Origin of the sequence: Actinoplanes sp. NPDC024001 (genome assembly GCF_040638955.1) — a bacterium.
Lineage (GTDB): Bacteria > Actinomycetota > Actinomycetes > Mycobacteriales > Micromonosporaceae > Actinoplanes.
The window spans coordinates 1-12,849 of record NZ_JBEZZB010000230.1 but is presented as its reverse complement, the minus strand read 5'-3'; the positions used below and the strand labels follow the sequence as shown (position 1 = coordinate 12,849).

8 protein-coding genes are annotated in these 12,849 nt (G+C 71.3%); 3 read left to right on the top strand and 5 right to left on the bottom strand.

Translation table 11 applies throughout. The annotated features are described in order from the left end of the window. Positions 1-323: 323 nt before the first annotated feature. From AB0F81_RS46880 to AB0F81_RS46865, 4 genes are all read right to left on the bottom strand, one after another. Entirely contained in the window at positions 324-2,912 is a 2,589-nt protein-coding gene (locus AB0F81_RS46880) for a DUF4132 domain-containing protein (protein WP_360210145.1), read from the bottom strand. Beyond that, entirely contained in the window at positions 2,912-3,310 is a 399-nt protein-coding gene (locus tag AB0F81_RS46875) for a hypothetical protein (protein ID WP_360210143.1), read from the bottom strand. The genes AB0F81_RS46880 and AB0F81_RS46875 overlap by 1 nt, the downstream gene beginning before the upstream one ends. A 38-nt stretch (positions 3,311-3,348) precedes the next feature. Further along, the gene (locus tag AB0F81_RS46870; protein ID WP_360210141.1) at positions 3,349-6,012 is read right to left on the bottom strand and encodes a carbohydrate binding domain-containing protein; all 2,664 of its coding nucleotides are present in this window, start codon (positions 6,010-6,012) and stop codon (positions 3,349-3,351) included. A 212-nt stretch (positions 6,013-6,224) separates the two neighbouring features. Next, a complete protein-coding gene (locus AB0F81_RS46865; protein ID WP_360210139.1) occupies positions 6,225-6,890 on the bottom strand; it encodes a TetR family transcriptional regulator in 666 nt (221 codons plus the stop codon). Between the two features lie 79 nt (positions 6,891-6,969). Here AB0F81_RS46865 and AB0F81_RS46860 point away from each other — a divergent pair, with 79 nt between their 5' ends. After that, positions 6,970-8,412 (top strand): DHA2 family efflux MFS transporter permease subunit, encoded by a 1,443-nt coding sequence (locus AB0F81_RS46860; protein ID WP_360210137.1) that lies wholly within the window; start codon positions 6,970-6,972, stop codon positions 8,410-8,412. A 5-nt stretch (positions 8,413-8,417) separates the two neighbouring features. Here AB0F81_RS46860 and AB0F81_RS46855 read toward each other — a convergent pair whose 3' ends face one another. Continuing rightward, the gene (locus AB0F81_RS46855; RefSeq protein ID WP_360210135.1) at positions 8,418-9,125 is read right to left on the bottom strand and encodes a nicotinamide mononucleotide transporter family protein; all 708 of its coding nucleotides are present in this window, start codon (positions 9,123-9,125) and stop codon (positions 8,418-8,420) included. Between the two features lie 21 nt (positions 9,126-9,146). Between AB0F81_RS46855 and AB0F81_RS46850 the strand changes: the two genes are divergently transcribed. Next, positions 9,147-10,142 (top strand): magnesium transporter CorA family protein, encoded by a 996-nt coding sequence (locus AB0F81_RS46850; RefSeq protein WP_360210133.1) that lies wholly within the window; start codon positions 9,147-9,149, stop codon positions 10,140-10,142. Positions 10,143-10,167: 25 nt separating this feature from the next. Next, positions 10,168-12,849: FtsX-like permease family protein (locus tag AB0F81_RS46845; protein WP_360210131.1), on the top strand; the 2,682-nt coding region annotated here is incomplete at its 3' end.

Genomic DNA, 12,849 nt, shown 5'->3' with positions numbered 1-12,849 from the left:
GCCCCAGCTCCCGGCCTCCGGCCCCGGCCTTCGGCCCCAGCTCCCGGCCTCCGGCCCCGGCCTTCGGCCCCGGCTCCCAGCTCCCGGCCTTCGGCCTTCGGCCCCGGCTCCCGGCCCCCGGGGCTCGGTGCCTGGTGCTCGAAGTTCGAAGCCCAGAGGTCGAGGCCGAAGCCCAGAGCTCGAGGCTCGGAGGCCCTAGCTTTGTGGTCGGGGCTTGGCGGCTGGAGTTCGGCAGCGCTCGTCCTCGCGGTCGGAGCCATGGTTACGACGCCGCCTGTCTTGGCCGCGGGCCTGGAGGCAGCGGCCCTGGCCGCGGAAGGTGGCTAGGTCAGGGTGGACAGCTGGGACAGGATTGAAGGGTCCGTGATGGACTCGTCGTTGGCGAGCAGCAGCACCTTGCTCAGGATCACGCTGGTCATCCGGTCGTCGTCGGCGAACGGTAGGAACAGGCGGCGGTGTGGGGTGGCGCCGAAGCGGGCCGGGACGATGCAGAGGTAGCCGCCTGGCTCGACGTGGATGCTGCCGCTGGTCAGGTGCACCCGGTAGGTGGCGCGGCTGCCGCGGATCAGAGCGGTGGTGCCCTCGACGGTGACTCGGGTCAGGCCGAGGTCGGTGATCAGCGCGGCCAGGAGCTGGGCTCGGGAGGTCGCCTGCGCGGGGGAGACGTAGGTGCCGGAGGAGGTGCCGGCGACCGAGACGACGAGGTCGAGGTCGCGCATCACCTCGGAGAAGACCGCTGGGGGCACGTCGGCGAGAGGCAGCGAGGTGCCGGCGGACAGGAAGCGGACCTCGCCGATCAGGACGTTGCCCAGGCCGAAATAGCCGTGGAAGTCGCAGCGCAAGCCGACTGTGATCGCTGTGCCCGCCGGCTGCGCCGTGATCGCTGAGCCCGCTGGGGGAGCCGTTATTGCTGAGCCCACCGGGTTCGCCGTGATCGCTGCGCCAGCTGAGGGAGCAGTGACTGCTGAGCCGGTCAGGTGGGAAGTGGGGGCGATGCCGGCGGGGCGGGTGGCCTGGAAGTCGGCGTATTGGTCGTGGGTGGACCAGCCGCGTGCGGAGAGCAGCTGGCCGGCCACCTTGCCGTCGACGACCTGGCCGGCGAAGCGCTGCGACACGTCGACCGCGTCGCGCTCGGCCGGGGTCGGTACATAGAGTTCGCGGAAGACCTGCTTGACCGGCTGCCGGAGGCGGCGGCGCACGATCTCCTCCTGCCAGGCGGCAAGGGACTGCCGCTCCAGCAGCTCGACGGGATGGACCGCGGTCAGCGGGCCGGAGGTGTCGACGTCGTCGAGCAGGCCGATCGTGCCGGCGGTGTCGCGCCAGAGCAGGGCCGGCAGCATCGCCGCGCCGGCGGGCAGTGAGCGCAGGCGGGTCAGTTCGTCGGGCGTCAGGGTGCCGGCGGTGGCGACCAGTCTCTCCACCAGCCCGGTGCACATGCGGCGGGCCTGGTCTCGCAGCCGCTCCTGATGCTCGCGCACCATCACGAAGGCGGGATCGGCGCGGACCGCGGCCGGCACCGACTTGAGCTGCTTGCCCGCCCGGCTGACGGTCAGCACCGGGTCGGCGCCGTCGAAGCGGAGCGCCAGGCGGTATTCCCCGGCGTCAGCCTCGGTGGTGGTCTCGGTCGCCAGGCGCACCTCGCAGTCCCACTCGAGGCGGCTCGCGTCGGCGACGCCGGCCACCTGCGCCAGATGGTCGAGGGCGACGTCGATCGCGGCGGCGTGGCTGTGCCGGCGGTTGGGCCCCAGCCGGGCGCCTTTCTTCGCGGAGTCGCGGAGGGCCAGATAGCGGTCGAGGACCGTCTCGCCGGGCGCCAACGGCAGCATCCCGAACGCGGCGATGCCCTGCAGCGCGTTGCTTTTCAGCCGTTTCAGCACCGCGGCACGGTTGTCGCCGAGGGCCGCGGAGACCAGCTCGCTCGGCATCAGCCGCAGCAGGCGCCGGGCGGTGTCGGGGCCGGCGTGCTCGAGGGCGGCGAGCAGGGCGGCCCGGTCCTGACGGAACGCCTCGTGCCCGTCGGGCATGGCCCGGATCAGGCGCATCAGCGGGGCGGCCCGCTCCAGGCCGAAGAGAGGGAGCAGCACCTCGGCGTCGCCGGCCCGGGTGCGCCAGTCCCACACCCGGCGCTGCTCGTCGGTCGAGCGGTCGCGCATCAGGTCGAGCAGAGCGGCCCGCTCGGGGACGGTCAGCTCGGCGGCACCGAGGTGATCGGCGATGCGGGGATCACCGGTCCAGCTCAGTGCCAGCCGCACGAACCGCAGGCCGCGCGGGCCCGGCGCCATGGGCAACTCGTCCCAGTCGACCGGATCGGGTGCGGAGACGAGCCGCCAGAGCAGCGCGTCCACGTGGTCGCGCACCGCGTCGGTGCCGGGTGATCTGGTGAGGGCACGGCCCAGGTATCGATCGTCGGTGATCGCCCGCTCGACCACGCTCGCGTCCAGCCGGCCGGCGTGGTGCAGGGCGTCCAGCACCCGGACCACGCTCTCCCGGCGCAGCCTGCCGAGAGGGGAGAGGATGAGCAGCCGCAGCAGCACGGGGTCGGTGGTCGTCTGAGCCACCTCGTCGAGCAGAAGGTGGTGCCGCACGTCGCGGCCGAGGAAATCGGCCAGCATCGCGCGACGGCGCGCGGAGGGCCACGGAGCGTCGAGCAGCGCGGTGAGGTCGTCGGGCCGGCCGGGCGGGAAGGCGGCGTCATAGACGGTGTCGAGCTCGGTGACGATGTCGTCGAGGTGGAAAGCCAGGTTGCCGATCGTCAGGTTGTCGCCCCGGTCGATCCGGTGCCGGATCTCCGCCGCGGTGGACCGCAGCGCCGTCCGGTCACCGGCTTTCCCGGAGTGGCGGGCCTGCTCGACCAGCTCCCACAACGCCTGCCGGGTGGCGCGGATCTCCTCCGCATACTGATCGGGGAGCATCAGCCACCTGCCAGCGCGACGAGCCGCAGGAAGACGACCGGCTCACCGAGCCGGACGGTGACCTCCTCGTCGAGGCCGGTGACCTGCCGGCCACCGCAGAAGATCACGAAGGTGCCGCGGGCGAAGGCCTGCTGGGCGCGCTCGACCTCGCCGGCCACGTCCGGCGGAGCCGGCGCCGGCCGTGGCACCCGGATGGCGCCGGTGGCGGCCTGGGCTCGAAGCTCCTCGTCGGACAGGAACATCCGGGCGGTGGTGGCCGGCGTGGAGCGGATCTGCTCCTCGACCGCGCGCCGGATCAGCTCCCGTGCGGTGGTGCGGTCCTCGGCCAGCCGCACCAGCACGGGCGGCAGATCGCCGCCCGTGCCGGTGACCCGGCTGCGTACCTCGATGTCGAGCATGCCGCGACGCTAGACCAGAGGTACGACAGAAACCCTCGCTACTTCAGATAGGTGGTGTCGGCGCCGACCTTGCCGGGCGCCGGGCTGCCGGCCTGGGACAGCACATAGACCCGCAGGTTCCCCTTGGCGTTCAGGCTGACCGTGAGCGAGCCGTTGGTGACCGTCCTGGTGTCCCCGGTGACCGCGTCGACATAGGTGCCGTTCGGGATGCCGGTGAAGCTCGCCCCACCGGAGACCGTGACCAGCGCGAAGCTGTCCACGCCGCCGGCGGTGTAGCGGCGCTTGTACGCCATGTTCCCGCTGACGCCCTCGGTCGAGTACTGGCCCATCTGCAGCGCCGGGACCGCCCGCCGGATCTGGTTGAGCCGCTGCAGGTGCTTGACCAACGGCTTGGACAGCGTGGTCGCGACCGTTCCGCTGGCCGAGCCGACCACCCCGAAGTCGCTGGCGGTGACGTTGCCGGCCAGGTGACTGCCGTAGTAGGCCCGCCCGGTCGTCTCCAGCGGGCAGCTCGGCCCACAGTCGATCTTCTGGCCCGCCTTGAACTCGATCTCCGAGCCGTAGTACAGCGTCGGGATGCCGCGGAACGTCCACATCAGCGACATGTTCTCGGCCCACGCGTCGGTGCCCTCGGCGTAGCGCACCGACGACTTGTTCGGCCCGTAGTCGTGCGAGTCGACGTAGACGACGTTGTACGTGGCGTCGTTCACCGAGTCGTCGGAGTCCTTGCCGTTGTGGAAGGCGTTGGACGCGTCACCGAAGTTCATGTGCATCCGCATGTCGATGATGTTCATGCCGGAGAACTGACTGTGGTCCGGTGCGTGGTAACTGTTGCCCGACAGGAACGCGTTGCTGCTGGTCGGCTGATTGCCCGTACCCATGGTGTTCTCGTAGTCGAACTGCTCGATCGCCGCGGCGGTGTCGTCGGCGGAGTAAGTCTTGCGTTCCTTCCAGGTGAAGAACTGGGCGGAGTGGTTGACCGACCCCCGGTTCCACTTGTCGTTCACGAACGCGGCGACCTCGCCGAAGATGTAGAAGTCCTTGGCCTTGGCGGCGCCGTACTTCGCGGTGAGGTGTGCTTGCAGCGCCGGCAGGAGCTTGCGGTTCCAGGTGACCCGCGGGATGTGCACCGCGGTGTCGATCCGGAAGCCGTCCACGCCCATGTCGATGTATTTCTTGTAGGCGCCGAGCAGGTAGTCCTGCACGGTCTTGTTCTCGGTGTTCAGGTCGGCGAGATCCTCGTGCAGCCAGCAGGAGCGGGCGTCCTCACCCTCCCAGTTGCCGATCCAGCACTGGTGGAAGAGATCCGCCGGGAACATCTTGGCGGTCGGCGACGGCCACTGGCAGTGGTAGACCGTGTAACCCTCGGCGCTCTTGCCCCCGGTCGGCCGGCCGAAGTTCGGGCAGGTGTTGCCGGCCGGCGCGGTGCTGCTCCACAGATCACCGTTGTAGGTCGGCTGCTCCATCGGGTCGTACTTCTTGCCGGCCACCTTCTCGCTGTAGTACCAGCTCCACTGGTTGTCCCGGACCCCGTGGACGGTGGGGGTGAACAGGCCGTCGGCACCCCAGCGGGAGGTGTGGTTGAAGACCACGTCCTGGTAGATCTTCAGCCCCTTGGCGTGCGCCGCGTCGATCAGCTCCTGGTACGACGCCCCGTCCGACTCCAGCCGCGGGTCCACCTCGTAGAAGTCCCAGCCGTGGTAGCCGTGGTAGTCGTAGTCGGACCGGTTCATCACCACCGGCGTGATCCAGACGGCGGAGAAGCCCAGCGCCTTGATGTAGTCGAGCTTGTCGACCAGGCCCTTGAAGTCGCCGCGGAACATCGGGTCGCCGTTGGCCTCGTTGCCCGACTTGGCGTGCTGGTTGCCGCCCCGGTTGTTGGCGGTGTCGCCGTCGTTGAAGCGGGCGGTGAGGACGAAGTAGATGCTGTCCTTGCGCGGGTCCCCGCCGAGCATCTCACCCCTGGTGGCAGGCGTGGTCGAGGTGGGCGAAGGCGTGGGAGTGGGCGAAGGAGAAGGAGAAGGAGAAGGAGAGGTGCACGGCGAGGTGCTGGTGACCACGCCCGCGTTCAGGGTGACCACGCCCGTGCCCAGGGCGTAGTTGCGGCCGGCGTTGTTGTCCCACGTACCCGAGCCGTTGTTGAAGGTCGCCGCCCAGCTGGTGGCGCTGCCCAGGTTGACAGTCTTGCGAGCCCAGCCGGCGCAGGCCTCCTCGTTCATGACCACGCCGGGCGCGGTCGTCCAGGAGCCTCCGGTGGGCGCGTAGTGCAGGTAGGTGCCGGCCCATCCGGTCTTGTAGTAGACGGTCGCGGTGTTGCCGGCGTTGGTGCCGCACGGCGCGGTGGTGCTGACCGTGCCGCCGGAGACGGTGACCGTCCCGGTGCCGATCCGGTAGTTCGCGCCGCCGTTGTTGTCCCAGGCGCCGGAGCCGTTGTTGAAGACGACCTGCATGCCGGTCGCGGCGCCGAGGTCGATGTCCTTGCGGAACCAGCCGGCGCAGCTGTCGGCGGCCATCGCGACGCCCGGCACGGCCGTCCAGGATCCACCGGCCGGTGCGTAGTGGACGTTCACCGTCGTCCATGCGGACGACGGCCGGTAGTAGAGGGAGACCTGGTTGGCCGCTTGCGCGGCCGGCGGCGGGGCCATCAGGAGCAGGGGTACGGCGCAGAGCGCGCCAAGCACCCTGCGAAGGAATCGGGACACGGCTGAGCCTCCGTCGGGCTGAGGGGGACGGCGCGGATCTCGTGGACGCTGTGGTGCCGGGGATGCGTGCGCGTAGCGGGTCGGTAATCCCGCGTTCACATACGGCGGACGCTAGCAAGTTCTTTCATCTTCTGGAAGAGCCAGCAAGATTCATGAAAGAAAATGCGGACCGCCGGGATGGCGATCCGCATCGAGTGAAGGGTGGCGATGGGTTACCGCTGCCGGGCGGCCGCCATCGCCTCGACGCCCGCGATGACCAGGTCCACCGAGAAGGCGTAGTAGTGGTCCAGATCCAGCTCCTGCCGGTACGAAGCGGCGAGCTCGACCATCTTCGGATAGCGGTCGGACGGCAGTGACTCCAATTGGATCCGGCGCTGGCGGCGCCACTCCCCGGCCTGCTCGGGCGGGATCGAGGCCGGGCAGTCCGGCTGTCCGGCCACCAGGCCCATGGCCGCGTTCAACAGGTAGCCCGCGACCCAGTAGCCCTCGTCGAGGGTGAACCCGGCGTCGGTGAGCAGGGCCAGCGTGTCGTTCGTCGCGCGGGTGAAGCTCTCGGTCTGCGTCTTGTCGACCGAGTGCAGCAGGTCCGGCAGCGACGGGTGGGCCCGCATGACGTCGACCACTGTCTCGAACACGACGCGGAGCCGTTTCTGCCACGGGTCGCCGCTGCCCGGGGCGGCCCGCACGCCGGACAGCGCGTGATCGACCATGCCGAGGAGCAGCTCGTCCTTGTTCTTGAAATGCCAGTACAGCGCCATGGGGGTGACCCTGCGCTCCTTGGCGAGCCGGCGGATGGTGACCGCCTCGAGGCCCTCCTCGTCGGCGAGCCGCAGCGCGCACTCAGCCACCGTCGCCTTGGTGAGCCGTTCCTCCGTCACTTGACAACCATACAACGTACAGGTCTCATGTACGGAGTACATGTACGTTGTACAAGTACGCCGTACAGGGGGAGATCAAGTGGGAAAGAACCGGCGGTGGTGGGCGCTCGTCGCGGTGGCGCTCGGCACCTTCATGACGTATCTCGACAACAACGTGGTCAACGTGGCGTTGCCGTCGATCCAGCGGGATCTCGGCCTCAGCATCGCCGGGCTCGAATGGATCACCAGCGCGTACATCCTGGTCTTCGCCGGCCTGCTGCTGGCCGGTGGCCGCGTCGCGGACGTGCTCGGCACCCGGCTCGCGTTCCTGTCCGGCCTGGTGGTCTTCACGGTCGCCTCGGTCGCGGCCGGCCTGGCCGACAGTCAGGGGCTGCTGATCGGTGCGCGCGCCGTGCAGGGCGTCGGCGCGGCCCTGCTCGCGCCCGCCTCACTGGCGCTGTTGCAGGAGCTCTTCCCGGACCCGAAGGAACGTGGCACGGCCATCGGCGTCTGGGGTGGGGTGGGCGCGCTCGCGCTGGCGGTCGGCCCGTTCACCGGCGGGGTGCTCAGCGAGCACGTCTCCTGGGGCTGGATCTTCCTGATCAATCTGCCGATCGGGGTGGCGACGCTGGCACTGACGCTGGTCAGCGTGCCGTCCGGGCACGGGGCGGTGGACCGGACGGCCGGCCTGACCCGTGCGTTGCGGCGCCTCGACCCGGCCGGGCTCGCCGCGTCCTCGCTGTCGCTGTTCGCGCTCACGTACGCGTTGATCGAGGGTGACGCGGAGGGCTGGACCTCGCCGCTGATCCTCGGGTCCTTCGGGGTGGCCGCGGGCGCGGCCGTGGCGTTCGGGATCCTGCAGAGCCGCAACCCGGACTCCATGGTGGACCTGAAGTTCTTCCGCTCGCGGATGTTCACCGGCGGGCTGCTGGCGATGGGCCTGTGGGCGTTCGGCGTCTTCGGCATCTACTTCTACATGGCCATCTACCTGCAGAACGTGCTCGGTTTCTCGCCGACCGGCGCGGGCGCCGCGTTCATCCCGATGGCGATCATCACCGCGGTCGGCGCGGTGCTGGCGCCGCGGCTGGAGCTGCGCTTCGGGGTGGCCCGGGTGACCGGATTCGGTCTGGCCGTGATGGCCGCCGCGATCGCCGGCATCGCACAGTACGGCGATGGCACCACCTACGGCGACCTGCTGCCCTGGTTCCTGCTGTACGGCGTCGGCGGCGGCCTGCTGATCCCGCTGAACACCGTGGTCGTCGACGCGCTGCCGCCGCAGCGGGCCGGCATCGCCTCCGGGATGCTGAACGTCTCCCGTGAGGTGTTCGGCCTGCTCGGCGTGACGGTCCTCGGCGCGATCCTGACCAACCGGGCGAACGCCGCGACCGGCACCGAGATGCACCGCTTCCTGGAGGGTTACCAGTTCTCGCTGGTCGTCGCGGCGGCACTGGTGGCCGCCGGGATCCCGGTCAGCCTCGCCATGCTGCGGCGCGGACGGCAGCCGGCGCCGGCCGCCGAGCCCAAGGTCCTCGAAGCGGTCTGAGCGGGCTACGCCGCGGCCGGCTCCGCCACCGGCCGCGGCGCCTCCACCCGGGAGATCCGCAGCCAGACCACGAAACCCCAGATCACGAAGGCGGCGTAGACCCCGTAGAGGATCGCCGACGGGTAGTAGCCGAAGTGCAGCAACTCGGGGACGCCGACCAGGTCCACCGCGATCCAGCACAGCCAGAACTCCACCCAGCCGCGGGCCATGGCATACGTCGCCAGCATCGAGCCGACGAAGATCCAGGAGTCGGCGAGGTAGTACCACCACGGGACCGGGAAACCGGCGCCGATCTCGCGGAACACCACGAAGCAGACGCCCACCGAGGCCAGTGCCAGGGGGATGAAGATCATGCGCTGCCGGTGGCTCGCCCAGTGCGGCACCACCGCGGTGCCGTGGTCGCGGCGGCGGTTGCGCTGCCAGGCCCACCAGCCGTAGACGCTGGTGACCAGGAAGAACACCTGGCGGGCGGCCTGACCGTAGAGCGGGGTGCCCTGGTCGTTGCCGACTGCCTGGCCGAGGAAGACGGTGAACAGCAGCACGTTGCCGACGATCCCGACCGGCCAGGCCCAGGCGTTGCGGCGCAACCCGAACAGCGCCGAGCCGAGCCCGAACGCGTTGCCCACGATCTCGCGCCAGTAGATCGCCTGGTCGGCGGTCACCTGCCACTTGGCCGTGTAGAACGTGGTCAGCAGATGATCGATCCAGGTCACGGCTCATCCTACTGTGGGGCGGTGAGCGCACCTTCAACTCCGGTTCGGGCCCGGCTCTACGAGCGGGGGCGGGTGATCGCGGAGGACTTCTCCGCCGAGGAGATCGCGGACCGGCTCCGCGACCACCCGGAAGCGGTGGCCTGGCTCGACTTCGACGATCCGGAACTGCCCGACCTGGAGGCCGTCGCGGCCGGGTTCGGGCTGCACCCGCTCGCCGTCGAGGACGCCGTGCACGATCATCAACGGCCCAAACTCGACCGGTACGCCGACCACCTGTTCGTCAACCTCTACGCGGTCGAGTTCCACGGTGCCGAGAACCCGGGGCTGCGCAAGATCGAGATCAGCGCATTCGTGACGAAACGGGCGCTGATCACCGTACACAAGGCTCCCGGTCATCTGGAGAAGCTGTTGGCGCGCTGGGACGCCGATCCCGCACTGGCCGCGCTCGGCGGGGTGAACTTCCTGGTGTACGGCCTGCTCGACGTCGTCGTGGACACCCAGTACGCGACCGCGCGGGAGATCGACGAGGCGATGGACACCGTCGAGGACCAGATGCTGGAGGAGGGCGGCGCACCGCGGGCCGTGCGCCTGCGCAGCTTCGCGTTGCGCAAGTCGCTGGCCAACCTGCACCGGGTGGTCGCCCCGATGACCGACCTCGTCGACCGGGTCGGCAGGGCCGGGATCGAGCCGGTCGACGACGGCCTGCGGCCCTACTACCGGGACGTCGCGGATCACGCGCAGCGGGCCATGGAACTCACCGAGCACGCCCGCACCCGGATCACCGAGCTGCTCGACGCCGACTCGACCGAGCAGGGCAACGTGCTCAACCAGGTCACCCGCAAGCTCGCTGCCTGGGCCGCGATCATCGCGGTGCCGACCGCGCTCACCGGATTCTTCGGGCAGAACCTGCCGTATCCCGGATACGACAGCCCGGCCGGATTCGTGGCGAGCAGTGTCCTCATTGTTACGTCCGCGATCGGTCTCTACGGGTATCTGAAACACCGCGGCTGGCTGTAACCTCCCCAGAAATCGGGGAGGGTGGATGCTTGCGCTCGTTCTCGGCGCGGTGCGAGCACGAACCGCGCAGGTCCTGACGATTCTGGCGCTGACCGCGGTGGCGACCGCGGTCGCGGCCGCCGGTCCCTGGTTCGCGGTGGCCTCGATCGAGCGCGCGACCGCCACCGACCTGGCCTCGGTCTCCGCCGCGCAGCGCGCGATCTCCATCCGGCAGGGCGCCGACACCGGCGGCGACCTGCCCGGCGCCTTCGAGGCCTTCACCCGGACCGTACGCGAGCGGCTGCCGATCGTTCTCGACGATCCGGTGTACGGTGCGGCCGAACCGCTGACCGTGCACAGCGGCGCCGCCGACCTGGTCATGGTGGCCGCGTACCGGGAGCGGTTCTGCGCGAACGTGCGCCTCGACGGCCCCTGCCCGGCCGCCGCCGGTGACGCCGCAATCAGCCAGGAGTCGGCCCAGCGGCTCGGGATCGGCCGCGGCGATCCGCTGGTGCTGCGCTCCACGGTGGGCAGTGAGCCGGTCAACCTGCGGGTCGTCGCGCTCTACACGATGCTCGAACCGGACGGGCTGTACTGGAGCAACGACCTGTTCCGGGCCGACTCCGGGCTCGACCCGGTCTTCACCCCGGCCGGGTCGTTCACCCACAACCTGCTCCGGACGCCGACACTGGCGTACGACGCGTCGCTGCCGGCCGGGCTGATCCGCGGCGACGGCGGCTTCGACCTGGCCGTCACCCTGCGCCGGGCCGACCAGCAGTTCACCGGCGACCGGCTGCGCATGGTCAGCGGCGCCGGGCCGCTGCTCGACACCCTGGCCCGGGACCGGGCGACGATCATCGACGGCGTCACCCTGGCCGCCGTGCAGACGCTGATCCTGACCTGGTTCGCGATCGGGATGGCCGGCCGCTACACCGGGCGGGACCGGCGGCCGGACGTGGCGCTGCTCAAACTCCGCGGGGTGGGGCGGTTGCGTACGCTGCGGCTGCTCTGGGGCCAGCACCTGCTGCCGCTGCTGCTCGGCGCCCTGGCCGGCGCCCCGATCGGCTTCCTGCTCGCCCGATGGCTGGCCGGCCCGGTGACCGGGGCGGCGGCCCGGCAGGAGGCGCTGCTGCTCTCCGGCGCGGCGGTGGCGGCCGTGCTGGTCGGCGGCCTGCTGGTGCTGGCCGCCGTGGAGGTCGCGGTGCTGCGGCTGCCGGTGCTCCAGCTGCTGCAGCGCGCCACCGGCAACCGCGCCGACTGGCTGGCCGGGCTCGCCGACCTGGCCCTGATCGCGGTCGCCGTGGCGGCGATCTACCAGGCCCGCACCGGTGGCCCGGACAGCGGGCTGGCGATGGCCGCGCCCGGCCTGTTCGCGCTGGCCGTCGGGCTGCTGCTGGCCCGGACGGTGAGCCGCGCCGCGAGCCGGGCCGGCGGCGCCGGGCTGCGGGCCGGCCGGCTGCGGTTCGGCCTCACCGCCGTGCGGGTGGCCCGGCAACCCGGGACCGACCGGGTGTTCGCCCTGATCGTGGTGGCGGTCGCGCTCTTCGTCACGGCGGCCGGCGCCTGGAACGGGGAGCGGGTCGCCCGCGAGCAGCGCAGCACGGTCGAGCTGGGCGCGCCGCGGGTCCTCACCGTGCAGGTCTCGAACCGGACCGCCCTGATGCACGCGGTGCGCACCGTCGACCCGGGCGGGCGCGAGGCGATGGCTGTCGCGGTGGACTCCGCGGGCTCGCCGCCGGTGCTGGCGGTGGACAGCGCCCGCTACGCGGCGGTCACCGGCCAGGAGCCGGTCCTGGCCGCGGGAGACGCGGACGCGGGTGGCTTCCCGCTGGTCACCGGCGAGCGGCTGGCCGCCCGGGTGAACAAGGCCGGCGACGGGATCGCGACTCTCCACCTCTACCTGCTGCACGAGGCGACCGGGGCGCCGGTGATCGCGCGGTTCGGCGTGCTGCCGCCGGGCGAGCGGACCGTCACCGCCACGGTCCGCGGATGCACGGTCGCGCCCGGCTGCCGGATCGTGCGCTGGGAACTGAGCCGTCCGCTGGACGAGCTGCGGTCCGGGGCGCCGGCCTTCGGGACGACGGCTGCCGTACGCGGGCTCGACCAGGTGGACCCGGCCGCGCCGATCCTGACCGGCGAGCAGCTGGGCGACATCGCGCGCTGGCGCGCGGCCAACGGCGGCGCGGCCGTGGACGTCTCCGCCGGCGACGGCGAGCTGCGGCTCGGCGGTGACCGCAACGCCACCGCGCTGCCGCAGACGCCGGTCGGGGCGTGGGCGATCGACACCGCGCTGCCGCTGCCGATCGCGCCGGCCGGCCTGGACCCCGAGTCGTGGCGGCTCGACGACCCGTCGCTGTTCACCTTCGGCGGCGGGGCGATCCCGGTCCGGCCGGTCGACGGGACCACGGTGCTGCCGGTGCTCGGGCGGATGGGCGTACTGGTCGATCTGGAGGCGACCCGGCGGCTGGCCGCCGAGGCCGACCCACCGGCTGATTTCCAGGTCTGGCTGGCCGCCGACGCCCGGCCCGGCATCGTGGACGACCTGGCCGCGGCCGGGCTGGACGTCATCTCCGACGAGACGGTCAGCCAGCGAGCCGCGCAACTCGGCGACCAGGGCCCGGCCGCGGTCGTCCGGTTCGGCCTGCTGGCCGGCGTGGCCGCGCTGCTGCTGGCGGCGGCCGCCATCGCGGTGGCCGCCGCGGTCGACCGGGACAGCCTCAGCGAGCAG

Coding starts and splice junctions, on each gene's coding strand:
- AB0F81_RS46880 (WP_360210145.1), bottom strand. CDS start 2,912: ATGCTCCCCGATCAGTATGCGGAGGAGATCCGCGCCACCCGGCAGGCG.
- AB0F81_RS46875 (WP_360210143.1), bottom strand. CDS start 3,310: ATGCTCGACATCGAGGTACGCAGCCGGGTCACCGGCACGGGCGGCGAT.